General features: G+C 55.7%; 24 protein-coding genes and 2 pseudogenes. 20 read left to right on the forward strand and 6 right to left on the reverse strand.

The window, feature by feature from the left end; translation table 11 throughout:
• The first annotated feature begins 7 nt into the window (after positions 1 to 7).
• A complete protein-coding gene (locus A6301_RS14015) occupies positions 8 to 2,287 on the forward strand; it encodes a DEAD/DEAH box helicase family protein (RefSeq protein ID WP_234258049.1) in 2,280 nt (759 codons plus the stop codon).
• Between the two features lie 299 nt (positions 2,288 to 2,586).
• Here A6301_RS14015 and A6301_RS14020 read toward each other — a convergent pair whose 3' ends face one another.
• From A6301_RS14020 to A6301_RS22495, 3 genes and pseudogenes are all read right to left on the reverse strand, one after another.
• Entirely contained in the window at positions 2,587 to 5,397 is a 2,811-nt protein-coding gene (locus A6301_RS14020; RefSeq protein WP_234258050.1) for a DEAD/DEAH box helicase, read from the reverse strand.
• Positions 5,394 to 6,158: a hypothetical protein gene (locus A6301_RS14025; protein ID WP_234258051.1), complete on the reverse strand. Its 765-nt coding sequence runs from the start codon at positions 6,156 to 6,158 to the stop codon at positions 5,394 to 5,396. The genes A6301_RS14020 and A6301_RS14025 overlap by 4 nt, the downstream gene beginning before the upstream one ends.
• 166 nt (positions 6,159 to 6,324) lie before the next feature.
• Positions 6,325 to 6,477 (reverse strand): annotated as a pseudogene (locus A6301_RS22495) (integrase core domain-containing protein); the annotation flags it as partial.
• Between the two features lie 426 nt (positions 6,478 to 6,903).
• Between A6301_RS22495 and A6301_RS22500 the strand changes: the two are divergent.
• Positions 6,904 to 7,026, forward strand: a pseudogene (locus tag A6301_RS22500) (IS3 family transposase); the annotation flags it as partial.
• Between the two features lie 98 nt (positions 7,027 to 7,124).
• On the forward strand, positions 7,125 to 7,253 hold the full coding sequence (locus tag A6301_RS22415; protein WP_255764550.1) for a hypothetical protein: 129 nt from the start codon (positions 7,125 to 7,127) through the stop codon (positions 7,251 to 7,253).
• A 198-nt stretch (positions 7,254 to 7,451) separates the two neighbouring features.
• Here the strand turns inward: A6301_RS22415 and A6301_RS14030 are convergent, their stop codons facing one another.
• Entirely contained in the window at positions 7,452 to 8,381 is a 930-nt protein-coding gene (locus A6301_RS14030; RefSeq protein WP_234258052.1) for a hypothetical protein, read from the reverse strand.
• Positions 8,382 to 8,770: 389 nt separating this feature from the next.
• On the opposite strand from A6301_RS14030, the gene A6301_RS14035 reads away from it, so the two are divergent.
• From A6301_RS14035 to A6301_RS14065, 7 genes are read left to right on the forward strand one after another with little or no spacing between them, the layout of a single operon-like run.
• Positions 8,771 to 9,340, forward strand: coding sequence for a PilL N-terminal domain-containing protein (locus A6301_RS14035; protein ID WP_234258053.1), 570 nt, complete (start codon positions 8,771 to 8,773; stop codon positions 9,338 to 9,340).
• The gene (locus tag A6301_RS14040; RefSeq protein WP_234258054.1) at positions 9,337 to 9,987 is read left to right on the forward strand and encodes a hypothetical protein; all 651 of its coding nucleotides are present in this window, start codon (positions 9,337 to 9,339) and stop codon (positions 9,985 to 9,987) included. Before A6301_RS14035 ends, A6301_RS14040 begins: the two co-directional genes overlap by 4 nt.
• Positions 9,988 to 9,998: 11 nt before the next feature.
• The gene (locus A6301_RS14045) at positions 9,999 to 10,715 is read left to right on the forward strand and encodes a TIGR03759 family integrating conjugative element protein (RefSeq protein ID WP_234258055.1); all 717 of its coding nucleotides are present in this window, start codon (positions 9,999 to 10,001) and stop codon (positions 10,713 to 10,715) included.
• Positions 10,697 to 11,290: a transglycosylase SLT domain-containing protein gene (locus A6301_RS14050; protein ID WP_234258056.1), complete on the forward strand. Its 594-nt coding sequence runs from the start codon at positions 10,697 to 10,699 to the stop codon at positions 11,288 to 11,290. The genes A6301_RS14045 and A6301_RS14050 overlap by 19 nt, the downstream gene beginning before the upstream one ends.
• Positions 11,287 to 11,823: an integrating conjugative element protein gene (locus A6301_RS14055; RefSeq protein WP_234258057.1), complete on the forward strand. Its 537-nt coding sequence runs from the start codon at positions 11,287 to 11,289 to the stop codon at positions 11,821 to 11,823. Before A6301_RS14050 ends, A6301_RS14055 begins: the two co-directional genes overlap by 4 nt.
• Before the next feature lie 4 nt (positions 11,824 to 11,827).
• A complete protein-coding gene (traD, locus tag A6301_RS14060; protein ID WP_234258058.1) occupies positions 11,828 to 13,987 on the forward strand; it encodes a type IV conjugative transfer system coupling protein TraD in 2,160 nt (719 codons plus the stop codon).
• Positions 13,984 to 14,733 (forward strand): TIGR03747 family integrating conjugative element membrane protein, encoded by a 750-nt coding sequence (locus A6301_RS14065; RefSeq protein ID WP_234258059.1) that lies wholly within the window; start codon positions 13,984 to 13,986, stop codon positions 14,731 to 14,733. Before traD ends, A6301_RS14065 begins: the two co-directional genes overlap by 4 nt.
• 31 nt (positions 14,734 to 14,764) lie before the next feature.
• Here A6301_RS14065 and A6301_RS14070 read toward each other — a convergent pair whose 3' ends face one another.
• Both A6301_RS14070 and A6301_RS14075 read right to left on the reverse strand, forming a co-directional pair.
• Positions 14,765 to 15,754, reverse strand: a complete 990-nt coding sequence (locus A6301_RS14070) for a hypothetical protein (protein WP_234258060.1) — start codon at positions 15,752 to 15,754, stop codon at positions 14,765 to 14,767.
• A gap of 49 nt (positions 15,755 to 15,803) precedes the next feature.
• A complete protein-coding gene (locus A6301_RS14075) occupies positions 15,804 to 16,799 on the reverse strand; it encodes a DUF3800 domain-containing protein (protein ID WP_234258061.1) in 996 nt (331 codons plus the stop codon).
• A 278-nt stretch (positions 16,800 to 17,077) separates the two neighbouring features.
• Between A6301_RS14075 and A6301_RS14080 the strand changes: the two genes are divergently transcribed.
• The 10 genes from A6301_RS14080 to A6301_RS14125 all read left to right on the forward strand — a co-directional run bounded on the left by A6301_RS14080 (position 17,078) and on the right by A6301_RS14125 (position 25,936).
• Positions 17,078 to 17,980, forward strand: a complete 903-nt coding sequence (locus tag A6301_RS14080) for a bacteriophage abortive infection AbiH family protein (RefSeq protein WP_234258062.1) — start codon at positions 17,078 to 17,080, stop codon at positions 17,978 to 17,980.
• A gap of 304 nt (positions 17,981 to 18,284) precedes the next feature.
• Complete coding sequence (locus A6301_RS14085; RefSeq protein WP_234258063.1) at positions 18,285 to 18,665, forward strand: RAQPRD family integrative conjugative element protein; 381 nt, start codon at positions 18,285 to 18,287, stop codon at positions 18,663 to 18,665.
• Positions 18,662 to 18,895 (forward strand): TIGR03758 family integrating conjugative element protein, encoded by a 234-nt coding sequence (locus A6301_RS14090; protein ID WP_234258064.1) that lies wholly within the window; start codon positions 18,662 to 18,664, stop codon positions 18,893 to 18,895. The genes A6301_RS14085 and A6301_RS14090 overlap by 4 nt, the downstream gene beginning before the upstream one ends.
• A 19-nt stretch (positions 18,896 to 18,914) precedes the next feature.
• Positions 18,915 to 19,274: a TIGR03745 family integrating conjugative element membrane protein gene (locus A6301_RS14095; protein WP_103182609.1), complete on the forward strand. Its 360-nt coding sequence runs from the start codon at positions 18,915 to 18,917 to the stop codon at positions 19,272 to 19,274.
• A 12-nt stretch (positions 19,275 to 19,286) separates the two neighbouring features.
• Positions 19,287 to 19,685 carry a TIGR03750 family conjugal transfer protein gene (locus A6301_RS14100; protein WP_234258065.1) on the forward strand — a complete coding sequence of 133 codons (399 nt, stop codon included), beginning with the start codon at positions 19,287 to 19,289 and terminating at the stop codon, positions 19,683 to 19,685.
• Positions 19,682 to 20,362, forward strand: coding sequence for a PFL_4703 family integrating conjugative element protein (locus A6301_RS14105; RefSeq protein WP_234258066.1), 681 nt, complete (start codon positions 19,682 to 19,684; stop codon positions 20,360 to 20,362). The genes A6301_RS14100 and A6301_RS14105 overlap by 4 nt, the downstream gene beginning before the upstream one ends.
• Positions 20,359 to 21,261, forward strand: coding sequence for a TIGR03749 family integrating conjugative element protein (locus A6301_RS14110; protein ID WP_234258067.1), 903 nt, complete (start codon positions 20,359 to 20,361; stop codon positions 21,259 to 21,261). The genes A6301_RS14105 and A6301_RS14110 overlap by 4 nt, the downstream gene beginning before the upstream one ends.
• Positions 21,251 to 22,657 (forward strand): TIGR03752 family integrating conjugative element protein, encoded by a 1,407-nt coding sequence (locus tag A6301_RS14115; protein WP_234258068.1) that lies wholly within the window; start codon positions 21,251 to 21,253, stop codon positions 22,655 to 22,657. Before A6301_RS14110 ends, A6301_RS14115 begins: the two co-directional genes overlap by 11 nt.
• Positions 22,638 to 23,075 carry a TIGR03751 family conjugal transfer lipoprotein gene (locus tag A6301_RS14120; protein WP_234258069.1) on the forward strand — a complete coding sequence of 146 codons (438 nt, stop codon included), beginning with the start codon at positions 22,638 to 22,640 and terminating at the stop codon, positions 23,073 to 23,075. Before A6301_RS14115 ends, A6301_RS14120 begins: the two co-directional genes overlap by 20 nt.
• The gene (locus A6301_RS14125) at positions 23,075 to 25,936 is read left to right on the forward strand and encodes a conjugative transfer ATPase (protein ID WP_234258070.1); all 2,862 of its coding nucleotides are present in this window, start codon (positions 23,075 to 23,077) and stop codon (positions 25,934 to 25,936) included. The genes A6301_RS14120 and A6301_RS14125 overlap by 1 nt, the downstream gene beginning before the upstream one ends.
• Positions 25,937 to 25,993: the final 57 nt, after the last annotated feature.

Below are 25,993 nucleotides of genomic sequence, written 5' to 3' on the forward strand. Positions count from 1 at the left end.
CATCACCATGAGCATACAAATCGAAGCGGCCCCTGCCGTCACGCAATCACCCGAAACCGGTGATCTGTTCGGCCCTGCGAACGACGAACTCTCCATCAGCCTGCAGGATTTCGTCAGCGAGTTCGGGGATGAATTGCTCGACTCTCTCAACCGGGCCAATCCACCGGTCTACAACGGTGTGCCACGTGCAAACCGCCAACGCATTCTCGCCAGTCTCAAGCGACAGTTGTTCCCCGCCCAGGCTGAGGTCGTGCATGCAGCGGCCGAGTTGCTCGTCAATCAGGGCGAGCGCGCAGCCATCGTCAATGGTGAGATGGGGACAGGAAAAACCACTGTCGGCATCGCGCTGGCGGCGGTACTCAATGCGGAAGGCTATCGCCGCACACTCGTGCTCAGCCCACCGCACCTGGTCTATAAATGGCGGCGGGAGATTCTCGAAACCGTCACGGGGGCCAAAGTCTGGGTGCTCAACGGCCCGGACACGCTGCTCAAACTGATCAAGCTGCGCGAGCAACTGAACGTGCCAGCCGATGGACAGGAATTTTTCATCATTGGCCGTGTGCGCATGCGAATGGGCTTCCACTGGAAGCCCGCGTTCGTTCGCAAACGCACCCGTCACGGCACCGTTGGGCTTTGCCCACACTGCGGCACCATGGTTCACACCCTTGATGGCGAGCCCGTCAGCGCACTGGAACTCGATGCTGAGGAAGTGCGTCGCAAGTGTGGCGTTTGCAAAAGTGCCCTCTGGACACTGATGCGACCACGCAGTTTGTCAGGCAGCGATCAATCCGCAGCAGTACTGCGGGCGCTAAAACGCATTCCGACCATTGGTGAAGCCACGGCTGCCAAACTGATGAAGACCTTTGGCGATTCATTCCTGGCCTCGATGCTTGGGGACAACTTCCACCAGTTCATCAATCTGATGGACAACCGGGGGGAGTTGGTCTTTTCAGACCGGCAGGCTCAGCGCATGGAACGCGCCATGTCGAGTATGGAGTTCGGCTTCGGTGAGGGCGGCTATCAACCCAGCGAATTCGTGAAGCGGTATCTGCCGCAAAGCACGTTCGATTTGCTCATCGCCGACGAAGCCCACGAGTACAAGACAGGCGGTTCCGCACAGGGTCAGGCCATGGGCGTTATTGCGGCCAAAACCCGCAAAACGTTGCTGCTCACCGGCACGCTGATGGGAGGCTACGCTTCCGATCTCTTTTATCTGCTGTTCCGAGCACTGCCCGGACGTATGATCGAAGACGGCTACCGACCCAGTACCAGTGGCAGCATGAACGCTGCGGCAATGGCATTCATGCGGGATCATGGCGTCCTCAAGGACATCTACTCCGAGAGCGACGGCCCGGCCCACAAGACCGCAAAAGGCTCGAAGGTCACCGTCAGAACCGTCAAAGCGCCGGGGTTCGGCCCCAAGGGCGTGCTGCGCTGCGTTCTGCCCTTCACGATTTTCCTCAAACTCCGGGATATTGGTGGCGTACTGCCCCCATATGACGAAGAGTTCAGGGAAGTCGAGATGGATGCCGAGCAAAGTGATACTTACAGCAAGCTCGCTGCCAGCCTGACGAGTCAGCTCAAGGAAGCCCTGCGTAAGCGGGACACCACCTTGCTGGGCGTGGTGCTCAATGTGCTGTTGGCCTGGTCTGACTGCTGCTTTCGTACCGAAACCGTGCGCCACCCGCGTACGCGAGAGGTATTGGCATTCACCCAGGCCCAGTTCAACGAGCTGCAGGTGATGCCTAAAGAGCGGGAACTGATCGACATCTGCAAGCAGGAGAAAGCAGAGGGGCGCAAGATCCTGGCCTATTCCGTCTACACAGGCACGCGAGATACCACAAGCAGGCTGAAAATGCTGTTGGAGCAAGAAGGTTTTCGGGTTGCGGTATTGCGCGCCAGCGTCGATGCCAGTCGCCGTGAAGACTGGATTGCAGAACAGCTCGACCGTGGCATCGACGTCCTCATCACCAACCCGGAGCTTGTCAAAACAGGGCTGGATCTTCTGGAATTCCCCACGATTGTGTTCATGCAATCAGGGTACAACGTGTACACACTGCAGCAGGCCGCACGACGCTCCTGGCGTATCGGCCAGAAGCAGCCTGTGAAGGTGATCTACCTGGGGTATGCGGCCACGTCGCAGATGACGTGCCTGGCGCTGATGGCGAAGAAGATTCTGGTCTCTCAGAGCACGTCGGGAGACGTTCCTGAGTCGGGGCTGGATGTGCTTAATCAAGATGGCGACTCTATTGAAGTCGCCCTGGCCCGGCAACTTGTCGCGGCTTGATATTCCTGTTTGCCGGCGTCCCGTATGGACGTCGGCTTTTTCAGATAACACATCGCGCTGCGGTGGTGAAAACTGTCCAGAGACTGAGGATTTTTCGTCATGGCAGCCCATTCCTTCCCGTGCCATCAAAAATAAAGAAGGCACAATACCAGATGCAAGGGTAGATGCTGGCTTTCGAGCCAAATCAAAATTTGAAATTTTTTCAACAAATAATTTGAATGAAAATGATAGCCTCCTGTACTAACGGCCAATTGCCTTCTAATCGTGCTGAATATCTTCAACCTCTTTATTCTGAGCAATTATTTAATCGTAATCAGCGAATCGTCGGCTGCGGTATCGTCGTAATTAGCACTCAGGACAGCTTCAATATCCTTAGCCATGTCCGACCAGTTAGTGGCTGCAGCCTCTGCGCTCCCGTATTCGCTGAGTTTCTCGAGGCCTCTAAGAATCCATGGTAGAAAATTCCCCACAACGCCATTTAGGAACGATACAAACTCCTCGAACATCGTCTCAACAGTGTCTGGCTGGGCTTTGGACTTCTTGCTGCGCAGCAGTTCAAAAACCTCGCGTAAGTCCATGCGCAGAAGTAAATTGTTCAGCATCTCCTCAAGGTTGCCGGCCTTGAGAACGTTCCTGTGAGATGCTCCTGAGAAGATTTTTCTCAGCGTGTCGTTGGACTGCTCGGGAACACTGTTGAAACGTCTCAGCAGTTCACTGTAAAGCGCACCATCCGACTCGAAGCTCTCCTCCGACAGGAATTGCACCATCAGCCGACAGGTATCCGGCGAGAAACCACTTAAATTAGCTGCGCGCCCAAACTCAGTCAGTCGGACTGGACTGTTCATCACTGCCATTGCGCCACCAGGCTGCTTGTCATCTAAAATTCTGATGAGCGTCTCTGACAGAATTCGACGTACGTTATCCTCGCCGTCGGTTTGCCCAGCGTAAGAGGCCTCCGTTAACTCCGACACAATATCGTCAACTTGGGGGTGCTCTCCGATGCACGCGAGCAGTTGTGAACTGAAAGTGGACTCCAACAATTGCTGTCCCTGCTCAGAGATCTCAATCCATTCGCTGCCAAGCGTCGATATGAGAGGTGACGACGAGAACATGACTTCTTCCAAGCGACGTGCGTCGCGCTGCCGTGCTCCCATAGAAGGGGGGCCCATTAAATTTTGGAAGAGGATCGTGTCCCCCTCAGTGAAGGCGCCAGTTCTACCGCAGCGGCCCGCAATGTTGCGGAAAGTCATCGACTTCATTCTCGTGCCGTCGCCATGCATACTGCTGAGCCAGTGAGCGACGATAGTCCACCGGAACGGAAGGTCTGCACCCTCAGCAAGCGTGGTCGTCGCGCAGACCACGGACAGCGCGCGTGCGCGGGTAAGTCGTTCTATATCGCGGCGCACATCAAAGGGTAGAGAGGCGTTGTGGTACGCCACCCCACACCGCAAACACTCGGCTAGAAAGTCCAAGTAGGGGTAGCGCTCGAGAATGCCGTCTGCGGTCTGTAAAGTATCTTCGCTCTTGACGTACTCGCGGCTACTCATCAATTCACGAGCAAGCAATCGAGTGTCTAACCTTCGTGGGCACACTACCAGACCTGGCGAACCCAGCCGAGTTAAAAGGTCTCGCGCTATCGAGCCAACATTGATGGCCGCACTCTTCTCGTTTACCTTCGCAAACTGCGCTGGTCGAATCTGTCCCGGCAGGTCGATCATTATAGACTCCGACATAGCTGAAGCAGCTCGCTCGCCCACAGGTCGGAGCGTATCGTTCCCCTGAACCCAGTACATTTCCCCGTTTGCAAGGCACATAGCCAATCGACGAGCTGTCGGTCTCCAACCCATCTGATGAAGGTCAACATCTTGTACTCCGAGCCACTTGCAGACGCGTTGAGGCTTGGTCAATACAGCCGACAGCCCAATGATGCGAAGGCCCGGGTTGCTTCGCTGAAGGAGTCTAAGTCGTGACAACAACCCTTCCACACGGACACCCCGAACTCCATTTTCGAGAATATGGATTTCATCGAAGACGACAGTACGTAGCCGTCCGACGTTTTCACCAGAACGAAGCCATCCGTCAAACCGTTCAGGCGTAGCGACGAAGACCTCTCTCTTGGCGAAGATATTCAAGGTCTCTGACAGGAAGCCACCAAACATCGAAATAAGGGGTACCTCATCACCGAGGCACATCCGGAGTGAGTCTTTCACCTGCTCCCCAACGGCGACATACGGTGCTACGTAGACGCACAGGCCGTCATTCGCCAAGCCTGAGGCTATGCAGGCTTCAGCGATAAAAGTCTTTCCAGTACTTGTGGGCAGCGTCAGGAGGGTGTTGCGTCCGTGTCTGGCAATTCGTCTCTTACTCAGAAGCATGTGTTGCGGTGGAAGTAAGGTCACCATGCCCTTCTTGATGGAGTTTCGGATGAACCAGTTTGGAATTTCGGGTGCATCATCCAGAAGATTAGCCGTTGCTAATCGTCTCGCTTGGTGGGCCGCCATTCGGCCTCCCAGCAAGAGCGCCCCTTCCGCCATGGAACCGGCCATCGCTGCTTCAGTAAAGAGCTTGAGTACACGTTTGAATGCTTCATTGCGTACTTCACTGTCCGTGTTGCGCAAGGCGCGGTACCACTGCCGACGAAACGGCTCAAACTCAGTATTGTTCGAACGAAATCGAACCGACTTGTCGCAAGGATCGCATATGGCTACGACCATACGGAACATCAGGCTTTCCTCGACAAAGTCTGACGACACATCGGAAAGAGCTGCTCGCGCACTGGGAAAGTTGCCATGCATGGCAAAGGCAAGTGCAGCATAAAACGACAATTCGTCGAGGTTGGCTTTGTTAGAAAGACTCTTCTCGCTCCTCAAGTGCTGTGCTGTCGACTGCAAAATCCGAGCTGCTGCGACAAGAGGCTGCGCGTTGATCTCATCATCGAGCGCCTCAAGGGCTTCGATATTCACGCGGACTTGAAACGCGCTAATGCATTTGAGTGCAGTTGCTACATCGAGTGGGTCTTCCGTTGGCCACACCGGCTTAACGCCTCTGGCCTTTGCTGCGGACGAAGCGGCGCTATCAAGAAACCTGACTGAAACAGGGAGGCTAATCATGGCATCGTACTTTCATTATTCGAGAGATGTACGAGGCATGCAGTAAGCTTGTTGATAGCAATGCTCCAGGGTTCGATGGTTTGTTTGCCCCAGCCCTGCTTTTCAATTTTTTCAGCTACATTTTCTAATGCAGCAATGGCAGCTGGATCTCCGACACTTCGATCATGCACCAGCGTAGGTAACAGCTTGATGCCTCGACAGTCCTTAGCTTCAGGCATAAAGAGATTTCCTACACGCTCAATATCATCATCGGAGAATTCATGTATCTCCTTCAAATAAGCTTGGAGCCAGTTAAATCGCTGACCTAACGAGCCTGCAACCGTTGTTTTACCCAAGAGCTTTTCATAGTCACCAATGAGCTCCTTCGCGTAGGTCAACTTGGCAGAGCCGGTAGTCTTCACCTCCATGATGTAAAGGCAGTCCTTGGTGGTGTCACCGCCGGGATCCAAATGGACTATGGTGGTGTCCAATCCAGTCGGTGCACCATCTTGAAGCGGAGTTAGGGCTCCCATGAGCGCCACAGTGTATCCCTTTCTTTTTCCGTGCAACCCATTAACACAAGCCACTCGGTACGATAAAAACTCACCTAGATTTCCCTTTCGGCCAGTAGTCAGCGTCGTGACTTTTGGTGGCCAATTTTTGATAACCTTTGTGAGTTCAGTATGTATCCACCGGTAGAAAGCTCCACAATCTGGATCACCACGCATCAATTGTATCTGCCAATCATTAGGCGACTTAGAAGGCGACTTGCTAAAGCTCATCGGATCTCATTTTCGTTGTATAAGGATGGTCATTGCTGTGTTAACAAGACCCAAATTTTCTTAATGCTACAACATATATTTAATTATTAATATGCGTGCAGAGGCGGTGTGCATTGGTAATCTTCCGTATTGAGCGATTGCCAGAAGTAGGAACGATATGCGGGGGCCTGACCTGCCGCTGTGTAGGAGTATATCCACCCAGAGCCATGTTTGGGTGTCCATGATTGTAGGACCACACATCCATTCTGCTGCTGCGCGCTGAACCTGTTCCAGACCTTCCCCAGTGATATTGAGATAGCCGCTCGTAGCGCACTGTCCGGAGAACCAGCAGTTGCACGAAGACGTGTCGCTGCGAAAAAACCATCTGCCTTCTTCTCCGAGAACGGAAATGATCCACAAACTGATCGACTAGTGGCAGAACAAAGTCGATACGACCGGATGTGCCGTTTAATGGGCATCAGTCGCGCAAGTTTGTAGCGGCCCGTCACCTGCGACAAGCGCCACACACCAGCATATTAAGTACGCCGTTGCGAGCTGCTTTCCAGGTCAATGAGGACAACAACGGTAGCCGTCGGTTGCCTGTTGCGCTCAAGGCCCAGGGGCTGTGCATCAGGTGTTATTGAGTACGCTAATTGAGAAGCGCGGTCTGATTGCCAGAATGAGCCGCAAGGGCAACTGTTGGGACACTCGCCCATGGAGCGCTTCCTCCTGAAACTGAAGATGGAACAGGTCAGGCAGCAATTATGCTAACTTCAACGAAGCCGTCGCTGACATTAATCACTACATCGTCGGCATTTACAACACTCACCGGTCGCAATCCAAACTCAGATACCAATCACCAGGCGATTACGAGAAAGCAGCTACCTGAATCCCCTATGCTGGCGTCCACTAAAAATTGACCATGACTCGTTTTAACTATGACTCCACTAATCATTTTCCTCATCGAACGCCTTCAGTTGAGCTTCGATGGCATCTTTTCGCTCTGTAGCCTTTCGGGCAGCCACTTCTGCCGCCACTATCGTGCTGTACCGTCTCCAGCAGCCTCACCAAATTCTCACCGGTGAGGCGGCAACGATTACGCTTTCTCCGTACTGAACCTTCAGTGCCTCGAATTCACTAGTCTTGCTCATTTAGCACCTCCTTTTATGTAAGCTAAGTGCTCATCAGGCTATCATCACGACCTATTTAGGCACAATCACCCGAAGAGCCATAGGTGCATGCCACAGGTATTTTTGCCTGCTATCTACGTTGGCACCCCAGACCTAGCGGAACAGTGGGCGTTTAAATGTATGGTTATCGGGCGATTCGGTGGACGACGTAATGTGTAGCCTGCGGCCCAATCCGTTGCGAATAAATCGGGACACCACCAATGTTTTCGGTGTCGATCTGAACAACAATGTAAGCTGCACCGAATTCACGTGCACGTCGTGCGGCATCAATATCTGTCATTGGGAAGTTAATGTAGTGGGAATTGTATTTGGCAGTGTGAAAGTACGATATGGTAGCAGCCTCAATAAGACTTACTTGATCGTCCAGTGTCGGCTTGTATAAGCCACAATTTTGGCACAAAAACTCCTTGACATCGAAGTTGTCCGCAACAATACCTCCGACCGATCTTCGGTAATCAAAGCGATACACGAGAGCAAAAACTTCCGAGTCAGGATCATCGGAGTTAATCTCGGCAAGGATTTTTTGAAGGGTTTCGTGATTTGCAAGACGATCTTGTGTATTTTTCGCCAACCCCTTGCCGACATAAAGCACTTCAAGTTGCTGCGCAAAAGAAGGCAGAGACTTGATCAAATGAGCGAGGTTCGCGAACAGCATTTCATGGGTAACCTTACCATCTCGGTCAATAGCAAGCAGTTCGCGATGTGGGAAGCGCGAAACAGAGAATGCTTTTGCGTCGCGTAATGCCGGAGGCCTTATAAGTTGCACACCTCCTTCATGTGTCACGCCATTAAAAGCGCAGGACACTTTCAAAGAGATGGAATCAGCATTCCAAGTGATGGAGTTCGGAATCAGCGACAGACGTGGACGCTTGCAAATCATGTACAGATGACAAAGGTCTAGTCGTTCGATTAAGTCATCGGGAAGATGATCGCGAAGATTACGAAGATCGCGGATACGGTAAAGGAAGCGATCAACCGATCGGAAATCCAGATATATCACCGGAAACGGTGATCGGAGTGCTTTCGCAAAGGTTTTGATACCATTGTCTGTCATACGGCGTTCCGTTGGGTTTTAAAATGAAGCCGGTGCAAGCAGTTCTCGATAGGGCATCATGCAGACACACGAAGCCGAAGTAAATATATAAGTGGGTAGATTGGCTGCTAAGCATAACCGGTTTGTAGGTCTGCTTAGCCTGAGAAAGGGCATTATAGAATTCCATTCCAGAAAACATCTGGCATATGCTGAACTCGCCTCACCGATTAATAAAACTGCCGCATCAGGCTCTGGCGTAGTTCAGCGAATTCCAAAGCTGGAATCACCGCCCCCCCTGCTTCGCCTACAGCAACGACGCCAAAAAGGAATACACCCAAATCCGCATTCTTTGCTGATCAAACCCACGCCTCAGACGAAGGTAGCAGCTCATCGCAACAGAGAGCTGAACCATGTCACCCACACATTCAACCCAGCGGCTGTTCGTCAGTCACCTGCTGATCATTGCAGCCTTGAGCAGCGGATGCACAACAACCACTGCCCCGCCCCCCTCACCGCCCATTAAAACGGCCTCCCCGCTTCCCGATGCGACGCCGGACTTCATCCCAATCGTGCGCTACGGGCGCTATACCCTTGTAGAACTGGCACCCAACGCGGCACAGCGCGACCTGCTGCTACAGGTAATTGACGTGGCAATACCCGAAGACGCCCGTGCCACCGTCGGTGATGGCCTGCGGCATGTGCTCAAACGCAGCGGTTATCAGCTCTGTGAAACAGCACAAACCCTCATTGAACTGTATTCACTTCCGCTCCCCGCCGCTCACCTGCACATGGGGCCAATGACCCTACGCGACGCTCTGCTGACCCTGGCTGGCTCAGCGTGGGATATGCAGGTCGATGACCGGGTGCGGCAGGTGTGCTTTGTACGCGCCAGCACAGATAGCGAGGTCGGTGCAGTTTCCAGCGACCTCCCGGCCGCCAAGGCAGGTAAAGCGACCCTGTCCGCAGGAGGTCAACCATGAACAACGCACCTACGAGGCTGAAGCGCACGGCAGCCGCAGTCTCCTGGTTCCTGATCTATGCGTGGTTGAGTGTGCTCACTGTTTTTATCAGCCAGAGCTATCGCGCGATAGCCAACCTTGCTGAACGTGAACAGGTGGATGCCAGCGTGCAGCAAGTTCACGTACTGGAAGCAAGCATGGCAGAGCTGGCTGATAGCATGCAGGTACTTCAAACGCACACTCTCCCTGCCAGCGCTACAACCCTACGGGAATTACAGCAGAATCTGGAAAATCGCCTCGTTCAAATCGAGCAGATGCAGGAAAACCAGGCTTCCACACAAGCCGTGCAAACCCTTCGTGACGAGCTTGAGCGGCTCAAGTCTCAACAGGACGTTGCCCGTCCAAGCCCGCCAACCACCCACAGCACTGCCAACCCTGCAGCGACAGCGCCCAGGAACATGCCATTTCCGTTCCGCATCTTGGGTCTGGAGCTGCGTGCGGGACAACTCATGGTCTCGCTGGCACCTGCCAGCGGAAAGCGGTCATCCACACAAATCCAGCTTGTCTCGCTCGGCGAAACCGTAGGCCAGTGGCGACTGGATGCCATTGAGGGTGACACCGCAATTTTCAGCCGCGCTGGACAGACGCGCCGCCTGGCGATCCCCTGATGGAGAAGACCATGAAACACCTGATGACGATCCTTATCGCTGCTGCGGTGACCGCCCTTCCACTCCCCACGATGGCACAGCAGCCCACCACTATGGAGTCTCGTATCGTACCGACTCGGGTCGAACAGCACCGAGACGCGCACCTGGCCCAGAACTGGGGCCTGAACGTCGAAGAATGGCAGCGTTACCGCGAACTCATGGAGGGGCCGCTCGGCACATATTCACCCAACCTCGACCCACTATCAGCATTGGGCATCGAGGCACGCAGTGACGACGAACGGCAGCGCTATGCCGAACTGCAAGTACAGGCAGAAGCACATCGCGTTGAAAAGCTGCTGGCCTATCAACGCGCTTACGATGAAGCCTGGCAAAGGCTGAACCCCGGCATGCAACGGGTGAATCTGCCGGATGCCGCCCCCAACAGCAACGCAATGTCCGGCAGCGGCCGCACGGCAGTGTTCGTCAAAGAAGACTGCCTTTCGTGCACCGAACACGTACAACGCCTGCAAGCGTCGGGTACTGAATTCGACCTGTACATGGTCGGCTCGCGGCAAGACGATGCGCGTATCCGCGATTGGGCCAAGCGTGCCCGGATCGACCCTGTACGGGTGCGTAACGGCACCATCACCCTGAACCACGATGCCGGCCGCTGGTTGTCTCTGGGCATGCCCGGAGAACTGCCTGCCAGTCTCAGGCAGGTCAATGGTCAATGGCAACGCCAACCCTGAACGCCATGCAGCGCCTGAATGTACTACTGGTGTACCTGCTGCTGACCAACCTGGCGCAGGCGCAAGAAATCCCTCCTCCCGCCTACCAGTTGGCCGCTCAACGCGCAGGTATTCCCTCCGTCGTCCTGTATGCCGTGGCGTTGCAGGAAAGTGGCGTGTACCGGAGAGAACGCATCGTGCCGTGGCCGTGGTCGCTAAATGTCGCCGGCCAGTCACGCCGATATGCCAGCCAGGCACAAGCCTGCGCAGGAGTGCATCAGGCGCTGCAAGACGTACCACCTACCCGCATCGACGTGGGCCTGGGGCAGATCAATCTCGGTTGGCAGAAGCACCGCTACCGCCAGCCCTGCGAATTACTCGATCCGTACAACAACCTGGCTATCGCTGCGCAGATACTCAAAGAGCAGCACACACCCGGCGAAGACTGGCTGCTGGCGATTGGTCGCTACCACCGACCCGCTGGAGGTGCTCCGGCGGCACGCTACCGCCGCAGTGTGTCGCAGCACCTTCAGCGCGTATTAGGGCCACAACAGCAATTGTTCGCCACGACTATCAGCAAGGAGACCTCCCCATGATGCCTCATATCGCTGCCGTATACGGCCTGCTCCTGACCCTCACCACCGTACCGCCGTTGCTGCACGCGGCACAACCGCCCATCGTGGTGAAAGATTTGGGCGGGGCATCCGCCCTGCCGTACTACGAAGCGCTCAGCCTTCAGGCACGTTCTGGTACGCCACGCCCCCCTATTGCACTCCCCTCGGTGCAGGTCAATCCAGCCACCGAAGCGGACATGCTGCCAGTGCGTAGCCCGAAACTCACACCTGGCACCGTAGCACCACGGATCATTGACGCTCCTGGTCTGCAGCCGTTCTTCCTGGTCGGCGACGATGAAGCATCGCATGTGTGGCTGCAACGCCAGGGCGCATCATTGCGCGAGCGTGGTGCCGTCGGTCTGGTCGTCAACGTAGAGACCGAGGACGGTCTGGTACGCCTGCGCGCAGCCGCGCCGGGCCTGCAGCTTGCACCCGTTGCCGCCGATGACCTGGCCGAACGCCTTGGCCTGCGCTATTACCCCGTGCTCATCACCAGCACGGGTATTGAGCAATAACACGATGGCACAGACTCAGCCGGTCGAGGTACTGCTGCGCCCTCCTGTGGAGCTCTACACCGTTGCCGTTTGTGCCGGAGCCGCGCTGCTGTGCGTGGCAGCACCGTGGTCGCTCGCGCTGAGTCCGGACATCGGCATCGGTAGCGCACTGGCATTCGGTTTTTTTGGCGTACTGCGCTGGCGCGATGCGCAGGTGATCCTGCGCTACCGCCGCAATATCCGTCGCCTGCCACGTTACGTGATGACGAGCAGGAATGTGCCTGTCAGCCAACAACGCTTGTTCATTGGCAAAGGGTTTCGCTGGGAACAAAAGCACACCCACAGATTGATGCAGACCTACCGACCCGAGTTCAGACGCTATGTGGAGCCGACACCCGCCTACCAGTTGGCACGTCGCCTGGAGGAACGGCTGGAATTCGCACCTTTTCCGCTGTCGCTACTGCCCTGCCTCACAACCTGGGATATCCCGCTCAATCCGGTACGGCCATTACCGCCTGTTGGCGGCTTGCCGCGCCTGCATGGCATCGAACCGGAGGAAGTCGACGTCAGCCTGCCGCTGGGCGAACGCGTTGGCCACTCCCTCGTCCTGGGCACCACGCGCGTGGGTAAAACGCGGCTGGCCGAACTGTTCATCACCCAGGACATTCGTCGAAAGAATCACCTCGGCGAGCATGAAGTGGTTATTGTTTTCGACCCTAAAGGGGACGCAGATCTGCTCAAGAGGATGTTCGTCGAGGCAAGACGCGCAGGCAGAGAGAACGCGTTCTACGTGTTCCATCTGGGGTGGCCGGAGATCAGCGCCCGTTACAACGCAGTAGGCCGTTTCGGGCGAATTTCCGAGGTCGCGACGCGTATCTCGGGCCAGCTATCGGGAGAGGGAAACAGTGCGGCCTTCCGGGAATTTGCCTGGCGATTCGTCAACATCATCGCCAGGGCGTTGATTGAACTGGGGCAACGACCAGACTACATGCTGATCCAGCGCCACGTCATCAATATCGACGCTTTGTTCATCGAATACGCCCAACACTACTTCGCCAGAACGGAACCCAAGGCCTGGGAAGTCATCGTTCAGATTGAAGCCAAGCTCAACGAGAAGAATATTCCCAGGAACATGATCGGCCGCGAAAAGCGCGTGGTCGCCCTTGAGCAATACCTCAGTCAGGCCCGTAACTACGACCCCGTACTGGATGGCTTGAGATCGGCGGTTCGATACGACAAAACCTATTTCGACAAGATCGTCGCCAGCCTGCTGCCCCTGCTTGAAAAACTCACCAGCGGCAAAATCGCCCAATTGCTGGCACCGAACTATTCGGATCTGAGTGACCCCAGGCCGATTTTCGACTGGATGCAGATCATCAGGAAACGTGCGGTAGTCTACGTCGGGCTCGATGCGCTGTCTGATGCCGAAGTCGCCGCCGCAGTGGGCAACTCGATGTTCAGCGATATGGTCTCTGTGGCCGGACACATCTACAAATTCGGTATCGACGACGGCCTGCCCGGTGCATCAGCAGACACCAAAGTACCAATCAACGTTCATGCCGATGAATTCAATGAGTTGATGGGCAATGAATTCATCCCGATGATCAACAAGGGTGGCGGTGCCGGCATCCAGGTCACCGCCTACACTCAAACCCTGAGCGATATCGAAGCACGCATTGGCAATCGTGCCAAAGCAGGTCAAGTCGTCGGAAACTTCAATAACCTGTTCATGCTGCGCGTGCGCGAGACAGCCACCGCCGAACTGCTCACCAAGCAATTGCCCAAGGTGGAGGTCTACACTACAACGGTGGTCAGTGGCGCAACCGACAGCTCCGACATCCACACCAAAACCGATTTCACCAGCAACACACAGGATCGCATCAGCATGTCGAGTGTGCCGATGATTGAGCCGTCACACGTTGTTCAACTTCCGAAAGGGCAATGCTTTGCGCTGCTGCAGGGTGGCAACCTGTGGAAAGTCCGCATGCCCCTGCCCGCCCCCGATCCAGATGAAATCATGCCAACCGATCTTCAGCAATTGGCAGGTTACATGCGTCAAAGCTACACCGATACCGGTCAATGGTGGCAGAACCAGGGCTCACCTATGCTACAGAAGCAAGCACTACCGCCTGAACTGCTTGATGAGGATGCCGACCCTATTATCGACGAGAGTAAATCGCCATGAGCGATCCAGCAGCTACGGCACAACATCAGCAGACACGCCGGAAAAGCCTGCTGGCCAGTGTCATCACCTTGCCATTCAGGTTAGTGGGTGTGCTGATTGGCTCATTGCTGATTTCAATCATCGTGGAATGCGCAGGCATGCATCTTTTCTGGAAAGACCAGGGCTGGCAACACTCGCAGGCGATGCTGCAGTACGAATTGGGACACCTGTCGAATAACTTTACCCGCAGCGTCATCGTGCAGGAGCCGGGCCGCACGGCACACCAGCTCATCGACACCGGCTATGAATGGATGTTCATCAAGACCGGACTGCTTGAACGCATGAAGCAGACCGCCGAGCATGCGCGTACTCCCAGCCAGACACCCAGACGCGACTTCCGCTACTTCGTAAGCCAAGCCTATGTGTGGTCAGAAAACTATCTGATCGCCGCAGCCTTCACCACACTGACGTTCATGGTGCGTTTGCTGGTACTGGTGCTGACATTGCCGCTCATTGTCATGGCTGTGTTTGTGGGCCTGGTTGATGGTCTGGTGCGGCGCGATGTACGCAGGTTTGGGGCAGGTCGGGAATCGGGCTTTATTTACCACAGGGCAAAGGCCGCATTACTGCCGCTGGCTGTGCTGCCCTGGGTAACTTATCTGGCACTGCCGGTATCGGTTCATCCGCTGATGATTCTGCTGCCCGGCGCTGCATTGCTGGGCGTCGCTGTGGCGCTGACGGCGAGTAGTTTCAAGAAATATCTATAACAAGTAATATGTATTTTCAAAACTGACTCTCTCAAATCCCCACAGCCAATGAATTAAACATATCCTCAACACCAACATAATAAAGATCGGGCAGAGATTTGTTTATATATCTCCCCATACTCCTAAAAGGAACCGGAACCACTTCTCCTTTATATTCTAAACATAGATAATAATTAGCCTGATAAGCCAGCGCGATCACTTCTTTATCTAATTTATTATACTCTTCTTTCGTGAACCCCTTGTAAAAAACAGTCTCAGCCTCATGAGCCGCATAAAGATTTAATATTCTTGAAAAATTCCCATCAGAAAGAACTGATTTTATCACTCCGCCATCATTCATCTCTCCGGCAAAGACACATCGACTACCCATAATCTCCTTGTGGTTTTCTAGAAAACAAGAAAAAACCTCTTGGCTAAATTTATATATTTTCTCATGATTCACAAGATTGGAAATATCCAGCGCAACCATGCCAACTGGCGCCACCCCATCAGCAACCCTTTTTTTAATCTGAGAAATACCCTCAGATATTTTTTTTCTTACTTTAGTTAGGCTATGAACATATTTACATTCAACTGCCATCTCATTAACCAACACCACATCACACACTCCTGTCATATCTATTTCATAATTTCTACCAAAATGGCTCCTAATCCCTTTGGCCAGACGAATCGCCATTGAAACCTCAAAAAAAGCGTCGTTATAATTCTGATTTTTATCATAAACCAGAGGATCACCCTCAAGCAACATTAACAATTTGCTATTCGGCAAATTAATGCCACTCTCAGAATCAAACAAACAACTAACTGAGCAATATTTCCTCACCAAACCAAGAAGCGCAGCAACATCTCTGTTCTCCATGCCATCTAGACACTCAAGTTCTTTTCTGTACTTCCATAGCTTGGTGCTTTCGATATTTGCCCCAGCCCCAGAGTCAGAAATAACCTTCCTGAAATTATCAATTAAAGCATCATAATCTTTAATCAGAGATTCAATACTGAAACAATCAACAGAAAAACCCATAAAGCCACCTCTTATTTTTAAATACACAACTATTTTTCACAAATTCCAGCTATTTTTGAAAATGGGATGCGAAATAATCAATGATCTCTGACGCCTGTGTTCCCTGACGGAATCGCTTCTGTTCATCAAAGTCGGTTGATGGCAGCATATGGATCAGTTGATGCTCCTCATACAATGCCAAGACGGCCTGAGCATCTAACCCCCCGTTGCATCGCTGTCCCGTGAGCGTATTGGCAGCCTCAATGGCGGCACCGATCATCACATCGGCCAATTGCACAGCAGGGCTGCTCTTCGAATCCACCTGAGTCACAGATTGCAGTTTGAGAGGAAAGGTGATGCTTGTAATCTCGGTCTCTCGAAAAGTGATTGACTCATCATGATCGACACGATAGGCACCATCGGCTATGACCTCCATACGGCTGATTAGCGACTGCAGCACAACCATGGCAGCATCGGTACTGACACCAGGTGTGGCGATCGCCTGCAGGCATTCGGGAGCTGCATACCTGGCCAACGGGCCGAGCGTTTCTGGTAATTCTTGCCAGCGGGTATTACGAGCAGCCTGTACCAGATCGCCAAGAGCCTGCAGCGACTTCTCTTTTACAGCATGTTGGAATGCCACCTGCAAATCACTGAAGGCCTCCCTACCGAAGAGCATAGGGCCAACCGTGTACAAAAATGACGCCAGTGTATAGTTCTGACCATCAACGTAGAAGTCTTGCCCTCGCTTGTAGTAAAAAGGTTCCACTGCGTAGTCCAAAAACATCAGCAGCAAAAGGTAGCGCTTGTTGCAAACGTAAGTTATACATTTGTAATGTGTTAGCAGATCTTTCTGCAAAGCCAGCAAACGAGGATGATTAGTTGGGCGACGAGCAAGAGAGCGATACTTGAGTTCATCGGCCTGGAGCTTGGGAAAGTGTTCACGAATCAGCCGACGAGCCTCATCATCCTCGATCGCTATGGCTGTCGCCCCCTGAAACTGCTGCTCTGTATTCAAGAGATCGAAACCGGTATAACCGCTTTCATCGATACGGAAACATTCCATTAAAACTCTCCCCCAAATAAACGACGCAAATTCCCAGGCAGAGTGAAATTATCCATCCCCCAGACTGCGCCTTTGTCAAACGTTCAAGATAGTGTCAATTACGTTGCGCCCCAACTCTCGAATATATGGCACTAATTAGGTGAATCTCCCCACCAAGGTGTAGGCACGCAAATAGCCTTCGACAATACCCATAGTATGCTTCCCCCGAAGTTGTAAATAATATTTAATATAAATCAAGCAATCACTAAACCCGCACGAAGTCCCCGACTGGAGATAAAATGCCACCTACCACTCTCTACATTATCGGCAACGGTTTTGACCTATGGCATGACATCCCATCCGGCTTCAAACACTTCAAGAACTACGTTCAGTCTGCAGACAGCGATGTCTACCGTGAAGTGGAGGAATATCTGCCTGTTGGGGAAAATTGGAACGAACTGGAACACGCCCTAGCAGCCTTGGACGCAGACATGCTAATCGACAATCTCGGCCATTTCATGTCGTCCTATGGAGACGACGACTGGAGCGATGCAGGGCATCACGATTTCCAGTACGAGGTGGAGAATACCGTCGATAGGCTATCGAAAAAACTGCAGGCACATTTCGCAGACTGGATTCGTACGCTCCACATTCCCACACGCGATACAGCCCCCAAGCTGCTGTCAAATCTGGATCAGCAGGCGCAATTCCTGAACTTCAACTACACCAGCACGCTGAACACCGTCTATGGTATTGATCCTCAGCAAATCCTTTTCATCCACGGTTGTGCCGCAAAACCAGACGATGTGCTGATCCTCGGCCATACATGGCATCCCTCGTCACGCCATTCGCTAAACGATCGCCATGATATCGCAGAGATGGACACTCGCTTGATGGAGGCCAACGACATAATCGACAACTATTTCTCGCTCACCTTCAAACGTTCTGCCGAAATTATCGCCCAACATTCCGCTTTCTTCGAATCCCTGGTCGCCGTAGAGCAAGTGATCGTGCTAGGTCATTCCCTATCAGATGTCGATGCCTCATACTTCCAGGCGCTACTCGCACAACCCAATGTGGCCCGGGCTCAATGGACGATTGCAGTGCGCGATCTGAATGAGTGGCCTGAGAAACAGTTGTTGCTGAAGGCGCTAGAGCTACCACAAAACAACGCAAAGCCAATTCTCTGGCAATATCTCTAGTCCCACTATCCTGCATCAATCGCCTCGGTAACCTTAACAAGATAGCCGAGGCATAGACCTCATTATCGATCCTTCCCTACCATCATCGTCGTCTTGCTCCCGGTATTCGACGATGGCAACTCCGCGATGCCATTTTTGATCTGATGCCGAGCGAGAGAGTACTTATAGGCTGCACCAAGCCGTGAACTGCATGTAACAACTTGCCCCATCAATCCGGGCACTATCCTGTTCCGATTGTTTGCAGCCCTGAAGCACCTACTTCGTCACGATCACCACATTGCTGATCGAATCGAGGAATTGCGCAATGGTGCGTCCTACCCGACTTCGCGCTGCGCACTACAGCGCGCTCATTTTTCTCTCCGCCGCTCTGATGCTGGTCAGTCCATTGACTGCCCATGCCGACACACCAGCCCAGCGTCAAGAACTGGCTGCCGCACTGCGCCAGCTCGACGCACTGGAGCACTTCATTGCACAGAGCGCATCCAGAGCCCCCACAGTACCAGGCGAACGTTATCACTTCGACTACCCCCGGCTGCTCGATGATTTAGCGCGTGTACGCGCAGGCATCCAGTTCCATCTGTCGCCATCCCGCGCCCAGCCGCGCGACCCCACCGAGCTGAGCAGTCACTACCGTCAGGAATCGCTATCCGAGCGCAGCAACGTCTCCCCAGAAGGCCAGCCATGACTGCCGCACAGATCAGCGCCTTCCAGGCAAACAGCAGTATTACACCTGCAGCCATGTCCACGGTCCTGATCGGCATCGTGTTCGCTGTTCTGCTGCTATGGGGTGCATGGGCCATCCGCACCGCCTACGTCGGCTGGGCCGAGAACCAACTTAACCAGCGTCAGTTCCTCGGCGTCATCGTGCGCTTTCTCGCGATGTACCTCGTACTGACGTTCTTCCTCCTCACGTAACCAGATAAGGATCAATCCCATGAAATACCACCACTCTCCCACTCGCCTCGTTCAGCGCGTCGCGCTGGCTTTGAGCCTGACCACCTTGCCCTCACTGTCATTCGCACAAGGATTGCCGCAACTGGAAAACCCATCGCGAGGCACCGGTGGCGGCATTATGGAAACCATCCGCAATTACGGCTATGACATCGTCCTGTTGGTCGCGCTTCTGGTAGTAGCCAGCATGTTCATCGGTGTGTGCTATCACGCGTACGGCACCTACGCCGAGATCCACAACGGCAAGAAAACCTGGGGCCAGTTCGGCCTGACGGTTGCAGTTGGGGCCGTGCTGCTGGTGATCGGCATCTGGCTGTTAACCGAAGCCACCGGCATTTTGTAAGAGGGGCTGGAGATGTCTGCTCATCCTCATATCCGCGCAGACGGCACCGTCACGTTCCTGCCGCATCGGCTCAATCGGCATCCTGTGGTGGTGCGCGGTCTGACGGCCGATGAGCTGTGGATCTGCTGTGGCCTGTCCGGTAGCGCCGGGTTGATCATCGGCATCCCGCTGTCATGGCTACTTTCAACCATCGCTCTGGCACCGACCTGCATTGTGCTGGGAATCGCCTGCGGCGTGTTTGTTGGTGGCGGCTTTCTGCGACGACAGAAGCGCGGTCGACCCGACACCTGGTTGTACCGCCAGTTGCAATGGCACATCACGACCCGCTATCCGCTGCTTACAGGCTGGGTCGGCGGACACCGGCTGATCACGCACTCAGGCTTCTGGTCGACGAGAAGGACAACGCGATGAGCCGATTCAAGAACGAAGTCACACATCTACAGGCACACATCAAGACCCTTCGTATCGGTGCCAGTGCATTACTTCTGGTATCACTGGTGATGGGGGCCGGTTGGTGGAACGCACCACGTGACCTGACCATTCACGTACCGCCCGACCTGCGCTCGGGGAGCGCACGTGCCTGGTGGGAGGTGCCTCCCGAGTCGGTCTACGCTTTCACCTTCTATGTATTCCAGCAACTCAACCGCTGGCCAACCAATGGGGAAGAGGACTACGCACGCAACCTGCATGCATTGTCGCCGTACCTCACCCCAGCATGCCGTGCCTTTCTGCAGGCGGATTACGACTATCGCCACAGTACTGGAGAACTGCGGCAGCGCGTACGCGGTGTCTACGAAATCCCAGGGCGCGGCTATGGTGACAACCCCATAGCACGGGTGCGCACAATATCCAATAGTGACTGGGTGGTGACCCTCGACCTCAGCGCCGACGAGTACCACGGCCCGGAACAGGTCAAACGCGCCCTGGTGCGTTACCCGGTGAAAGTCGCACGTGCCGATGTCGATCCAGCCCGTAATCCGTTTGGCCTCGTGCTCGACTGCTATGACGGTGCTCCGCAACGCATCACAACCCCTACACCGGAGCCACCGAGTCGTGGCGGTCTGGGTACACAGGGAGAAACCCCATGAAGCACCACCCTCTCCGTCTTATCTGGCTGGGGCTGTTGACCCTGATGCTGACGCCCATTGCCCATGCAGTGGAGATCCTGCGCTGGGAGCGACTGCCGCTTGCCGTTCCCCTTACGGTCGGACAGGAACGCATTGTGTTTGTGGATCGCAACATCCGTGTCGGCGTCCCGGCCAGCGTTGGCGATCGGCTGCGCGTGCAGAGCGCAGGGGGGGCAATTTACCTGCGAGCCAGTGAGTCCATCGAACCCACCCGATTGCAGTTGCAGGACGCTGACAGCGGCACGCTGATTCTGCTCGACATTGCAGCCTCCCCCGCCAAAGACGGTGAGCCGGCGCTTGAGCCGGTACGCATCGTTGAGGGCAATATCACGCCACCGCGCTACGGCCAGCAACGGGACAGCGAAACCGACGCCGCCACCACAGAACAGGACAGGCCGGCGCGACGTGAAACCCCCGTGGCCGTGTTACTGACGCGCTACGCAGCACAGAACCTGTACGCACCACTGCGTACCGTTGAACCTGTACCCGGCATTGTGCGCGTGAACCTGCGCCGCGACCTGCCACTCGACACCTTACTGCCGACGCTGCCTGTTCAGGCGACCGCGCTGGCATCATGGCGACTGGAAGACCAGTGGGTTACTGCCGTGCAGCTGACCCATATGGAGGGGGGCTGGATCGAACTCGACCCGCGCACACTTCAGGGCAACTTCCTCACCGCCACGTTCCAGCATCCGGCGCTTGGCCCACGCGGCACCCCCGAAGACACCACCGTGCTGTATCTGGTCACCCGCAGACATGGGTTACCACAGTCACTGCTACCCGCCATCCAACGCTTCGATCCCGCCAGGCACGTGCAAACTACGACAAGCCCGACGACGGAGGTGCAGCATGCGCAGTAATGGTCTGCTGAAATGGCTGATGATCCCAGTCGCACTGCTGATCCTGTTCGTTGGCATCCGCATGTTCTCTGGTGGCGACACACAGTCCCCTGCCTCGACAAAGACAGACAGCCAGCTCACCCCAGAGGAAATGAAGGCGCTGGGAATCGAAGGGGACACACCACGCGATACCGTCGCGACCCTGGTGGCCCAGGTCCGGCAACTGCGCACCGAGCTGCAAACCGCCACCACCGACAACCGTGCACAGCGAGAAGAGAACCAGCGTTTGCGCCAGCGCGAAAGCGCCATTGACCAGCGCATCAGCACTGCACTGGAGTCCGAGCGAACCAACCTGCGCCGCGATCAGGAACAACTCAGCAGCGAGCGCCAGCAGACCGAGGGTCTGCTGGCAGATTTGCAACGGCGGCTGGACAGCATGGGCAGCGGCGGCCATGGCGACCTGCCTGTCGGCCTCGGCCTGCAAGACGGGGATGCGGAAGGATTCAGCGACGAGGCCACAATCCGCTGGGTAGAGCCTGATGATGCCAGGCAGACTGAGGGTCGTCATGGCAACGCTGCGCCGAGCTTTCCGACACGTTTCGGGCCCGCTCAGAAGACGCTGGAAACCACGGCCAACCCTATCACCGATGCGGGAGCCAGGGCTGCTGGCGTCAAAACTGCCAGAACCGTCTACACCGTACCGACCAATTCAACGCTGATGGGCTCTGTCGCGATGACCGCGCTGATCGGTCGCGTGCCAATCGATGGCACCGTCAATGACCCCTACCCCTTCAAGATTCTGGTCGGCTCCGACAACCTCACGGCCAACGGCATCGATATCCCTGATGTGGCAGGAGCGGTATTCAGCGGCACCGCCTCCGGCGACTGGACACTCTCATGCGTCAGGGGGCAAGTTCGCTCCATCACCTTCGTTTTCCATGACGGCACCATCCGCACCATTCCGGAAGACAGCGAACGCAGTAATCAACAAAACAATGACCAGAACGGCCTGGGATGGATCAGCGATCCCTACGGCATCCCGTGCGTGTCCGGCGAGCGCCGCAGTAATGCCCAGCAATATCTCGGCACACAGGCGCTGATCACCGCTGCGGGCGCAGGCGCGGCATCGCTCATCGATTCGGACAGCGGTCAGATGTCCTACGCCGGTGCCGACGGCTCCATCGGTACGGTGGGCATCAGCGGCAACGAGGCTGTGGGCCGTATTCTCGCAGGCGGTGTGCGCGACATGTCGGACTGGGTCAACAAGCTCTATGGACAGGCATTCGCAGCGGTCTATGTGAAACCAGGCGCACATGTCGCCGTCCACCTCGAAAAACCCCTCGCCATCGACTACGAGCCTGAAGGTCGCAAAGTCGACCATCGCACAGGAGAAAGCCATGCGCTCGAACTGGACTAAACCGCTGGCAATCATGCTATCCGTGATCGTATTGACCGGCTGCGCCACGAGCAAAGAAGACCTGTTACCCCATGGCGGCCAAACCATGCAGGAGATCTGGCAGCAAGAAAGCAGCAATGGGGGTCGAGTGGGGCAGATGGCTTATCGACAACTGCTCGATGCCCGTCAGAGCTTGCGCCGTCCACTCAGCCATGCGGATGTACGAGCGGCCCCGGCAGAACAGGCACACTACACGCGTACCGCCGCCAATGAAGTACGCAGCCAGTTTCAGCGACTGCCCAACCCCGACCTGCTGATGTACGTGTTCCCGCATCTGGCGGGGACGGACCCGGTTCCTGTACCGGGTTACACGACCATCTTCCCCCTCTACCAGCGTGTGCAGTACGCGATGCCGGGCGAACGTACGGAGGATTGCTGATGGTCTGGTCGCTTCCCTGGCGCAAGCCCACGGTGCCTACCAAAGACGAACAGCCGGACGGCTGGCAACGCCACACCGATGCATTGCATCACGCTGGCATTCCCGAACCCGGTGCCGCAGTGAGGGGGAACCGCCCCGCCACGCAGGCGGATGAGCAGGCCTTGTACGAGATTGCGCCATCGTTCGTCGCGTTGCTGCCCTGGGTCGAATACCTGCCCGAATCGCAAAGTATGCTGCTGGAAGATGGTATCTCGGTTGCCGCATTCTTCGAACTGACCCCGCTGGGCACCGAAGGCCGCGAGCCAGCCTGGCTGGCTCAGGCACGGGATGCGCTGGAGAACGCGCTGCAGGACAGCTTCGACGAGCTCGACGACAACCCCTGGGTACTGCAACTCTACGCTCAGGACGAGACCAACTTTGACTCGTATCTGCAGACCCTGCATGGCTACATCCAGTCACGTGCGCAGCACTCACGCTTTACCGAGTTCTATCTGCATTCAATGGCCCATCACCTGCGCGCAGTAGCAAAACCGGGAGGCCTGTTCGAGGATGCCACAGTCACGCGACTGCCCTGGCGCGGACAAACACGCCGGGTACGCATGGTGGTCTATCGCCGCACCACTGGCAGCACAGCCCGACGCGGCCAGACGCCCGAGCAGGCTTTGAATGTGGTTTGTGATCGCCTGAGCGGTGGTCTGGCCAACGTCGGCATCCGCACCCAGCGCCTGAACGCGTCGCACATCCAAGACTGGCTGCTGCGCTGGTTCAACCCACAGCCCACGCTGCTGGGACCCAGCGCCGAAGACCGCGAACGTTTCTACCAGTTAACCGCCTACCCGGACACTCACGACGCCGATGAAATCGAGCTGGCCTCCGGGCGAGATTTCAGTCAGAGACTGTTCTTCGGCCAGCCACGCTCAGATGCGGCCCGGGGCGTGTGGCACTTTGATGGGATGCCGCATCGGGTGATGATGACCGACCGCCTGCGCACACCACCCAACGTGGGTCACATGACGGGCGAGAATCGCAAGGGCGATGCCATCAACACCCTGTTCGACCAGATGCCGGAAGACACGACGATGTGCCTGACACTGGTTGCCACACCGCAGGATGTACTCGAAGCACATCTGAATCATCTGGCAAAGAAAGCCGTTGGCGAGACGCTGGCGTCCGAACAAACCCTGGCAGACGTGCAAGAAGCACGCTCGCTGATCGGCAGCTCTCACAAGCTGTACCGCGCCAGCCTGGCATTCTATTTGCGTGGCCGGAATGAAACGGAACTCGACAGTCGGGGCCTTCAACTGGCAAACGTGATGCTGGGCGCAGGCCTGCAGCCGGTGCGCGAAGAGGACGAAGTCGCCCCGCTCAACACCTATCTGCGCTGGCTGCCGTGCATGTACAACCCGGCCCAAGACCGCAAACAGTGGTACACGCAACTGATGTTCGCCCAGCATGTGGCCAACCTCTCGCCAACCTGGGGACGTAGCCAGGGTACAGGCCATCCAGGCATCACCGTCTTCAATCGTGGAGGCGGCCTGATCACGTTCGACCCCTTCAACCGCCTGGATCGGCAGATGAACGCGCACCTTTTCCTGTTCGGCCCCACAGGTTCAGGCAAGAGCGCCACCCTCAACAACCTGCTCAATCAAGTCACCGCCATCTATCGTCCACGGATCTTCATTGTGGAGGCCGGCAACTCCTTCGGTCTGTTCTGCGAGTTCGCCCGGCGCTTGGGACTGACCGTCAACCGGGTCAAGCTCGCCCCCGGAGCTGGTGTGAGCCTTGCGCCGTTCGCCGATGCCCGCAGACTCATCGAAACACCCAGCGATGTACAGACACTCGATGCCGATGAACTGGATGATGAGCAGCAGAGCAAGGAAGCCGAAGCCGACGAACAGCGCGATGTGCTGGGCGAACTGGAGATCACGGCACGCCTGATGATCACGGGAGGAGAAGACAAGGAAGAAGCCCGCATGACCCGGGCTGACCGCTCGTTGATCCGCCAATGCATTCTGGACGCCGCTCAGCGCTGCGTCACTGCCAACCGTACCGTGCTGACCCGCGATGTGCGCGATGCGCTGCGTGAGCGGGGTCATGACACCACGCTGCCGGAAATCCGGCGCGCTCGCCTGCTGGAGATGGCCGACGCGATGGATATGTTCTGCCAGGGCAGCGATGGAGAAATGTTCAACAGTGACGGAACGCCCTGGCCCGAGGCCGACATCACCCTGGTCGACCTGGCAACCTATGCACGCGAAGGCTACAACGCACAACTGTCGATCGCCTACATCTCGCTTATCAACACCGTCAACAACATCGCCGAGCGCGACCAGTTCCTGGGCCGCCCCATCCTCAACGTGACGGACGAAGGCCATATCATCACCAAAAACCCCTTGCTCTCACCCTACGTCGTGAAGGTCACGAAAATGTGGCGCAAACTGGGTGCGTGGTTTTGGCTCGCGACACAGAACATCGACGACCTGCCGAAGGCGGCAGAACCCATGCTCAACATGATCGAATGGTGGATTTGCCTGTCGATGCCGCCCGACGAGGTGGAAAAAATCGCCAGGTTCAGAGAGCTGACACCCGCGCAGAAGGCGCTGATGCTGTCCGCACGCAAAGAGTCTGGCAAGTTCACCGAAGGCGTCATCCTCTCCAAGAACCTGGAAGTGCTCTTCCGTGCCGTACCGCCCAGCCTCTATCTCGCCCTGGCGCAGACCGAGCCCGAGGAAAAAGCCGAACGCTACCAACTGATGCAGCAGTTCGGCATTGGCGAGTTGGATGCCGCACTCAAAGTGGCCGAAACGATTGACCATGCGCGTGGCATCACCCCCCTACCATATGGACACGCACTGGGTTGAAGTCAGAAATTTGACCTGCTCCCGTTAGGGATATACACGCGAGCGCAACTTGAAAGA

It is taken from the genome of Pectobacterium sp. IFB5596 (assembly GCF_021432585.1).
Lineage (GTDB): Bacteria > Pseudomonadota > Gammaproteobacteria > Enterobacterales > Enterobacteriaceae > Pectobacterium > Pectobacterium punjabense.

Excerpts from the sequence above, each read along its gene's own strand:
- A6301_RS14015 (WP_234258049.1), top strand. The coding sequence starts at position 8 with ATGAGCATACAAATCGAAGCGGCCCCTGCCGTCACGCAATCACCCGAA.
- A6301_RS14020 (WP_234258050.1), bottom strand. The coding sequence starts at position 5,397 with ATGATTAGCCTCCCTGTTTCAGTCAGGTTTCTTGATAGCGCCGCTTCG.
- A6301_RS14025 (WP_234258051.1), bottom strand. The coding sequence starts at position 6,158 with ATGAGCTTTAGCAAGTCGCCTTCTAAGTCGCCTAATGATTGGCAGATA.
- A6301_RS22415 (WP_255764550.1), top strand. The coding sequence starts at position 7,125 with ATGGCATCTTTTCGCTCTGTAGCCTTTCGGGCAGCCACTTCTGCCGCC.
- A6301_RS14030 (WP_234258052.1), bottom strand. The coding sequence starts at position 8,381 with ATGACAGACAATGGTATCAAAACCTTTGCGAAAGCACTCCGATCACCG.
- A6301_RS14035 (WP_234258053.1), top strand. The coding sequence starts at position 8,771 with ATGTCACCCACACATTCAACCCAGCGGCTGTTCGTCAGTCACCTGCTG.
- A6301_RS14040 (WP_234258054.1), top strand. The coding sequence starts at position 9,337 with ATGAACAACGCACCTACGAGGCTGAAGCGCACGGCAGCCGCAGTCTCC.
- A6301_RS14045 (WP_234258055.1), top strand. The coding sequence starts at position 9,999 with ATGAAACACCTGATGACGATCCTTATCGCTGCTGCGGTGACCGCCCTT.
- A6301_RS14050 (WP_234258056.1), top strand. The coding sequence starts at position 10,697 with ATGGCAACGCCAACCCTGAACGCCATGCAGCGCCTGAATGTACTACTG.
- A6301_RS14055 (WP_234258057.1), top strand. The coding sequence starts at position 11,287 with ATGATGCCTCATATCGCTGCCGTATACGGCCTGCTCCTGACCCTCACC.
- traD (WP_234258058.1), top strand. The coding sequence starts at position 11,828 with ATGGCACAGACTCAGCCGGTCGAGGTACTGCTGCGCCCTCCTGTGGAG.
- A6301_RS14065 (WP_234258059.1), top strand. The coding sequence starts at position 13,984 with ATGAGCGATCCAGCAGCTACGGCACAACATCAGCAGACACGCCGGAAA.
- A6301_RS14070 (WP_234258060.1), bottom strand. The coding sequence starts at position 15,754 with ATGGGTTTTTCTGTTGATTGTTTCAGTATTGAATCTCTGATTAAAGAT.
- A6301_RS14075 (WP_234258061.1), bottom strand. The coding sequence starts at position 16,799 with ATGGAATGTTTCCGTATCGATGAAAGCGGTTATACCGGTTTCGATCTC.
- A6301_RS14080 (WP_234258062.1), top strand. The coding sequence starts at position 17,078 with ATGCCACCTACCACTCTCTACATTATCGGCAACGGTTTTGACCTATGG.
- A6301_RS14085 (WP_234258063.1), top strand. The coding sequence starts at position 18,285 with ATGGTGCGTCCTACCCGACTTCGCGCTGCGCACTACAGCGCGCTCATT.
- A6301_RS14090 (WP_234258064.1), top strand. The coding sequence starts at position 18,662 with ATGACTGCCGCACAGATCAGCGCCTTCCAGGCAAACAGCAGTATTACA.
- A6301_RS14095 (WP_103182609.1), top strand. The coding sequence starts at position 18,915 with ATGAAATACCACCACTCTCCCACTCGCCTCGTTCAGCGCGTCGCGCTG.
- A6301_RS14100 (WP_234258065.1), top strand. The coding sequence starts at position 19,287 with ATGTCTGCTCATCCTCATATCCGCGCAGACGGCACCGTCACGTTCCTG.
- A6301_RS14105 (WP_234258066.1), top strand. The coding sequence starts at position 19,682 with ATGAGCCGATTCAAGAACGAAGTCACACATCTACAGGCACACATCAAG.
- A6301_RS14110 (WP_234258067.1), top strand. The coding sequence starts at position 20,359 with ATGAAGCACCACCCTCTCCGTCTTATCTGGCTGGGGCTGTTGACCCTG.
- A6301_RS14115 (WP_234258068.1), top strand. The coding sequence starts at position 21,251 with ATGCGCAGTAATGGTCTGCTGAAATGGCTGATGATCCCAGTCGCACTG.
- A6301_RS14120 (WP_234258069.1), top strand. The coding sequence starts at position 22,638 with ATGCGCTCGAACTGGACTAAACCGCTGGCAATCATGCTATCCGTGATC.
- A6301_RS14125 (WP_234258070.1), top strand. The coding sequence starts at position 23,075 with ATGGTCTGGTCGCTTCCCTGGCGCAAGCCCACGGTGCCTACCAAAGAC.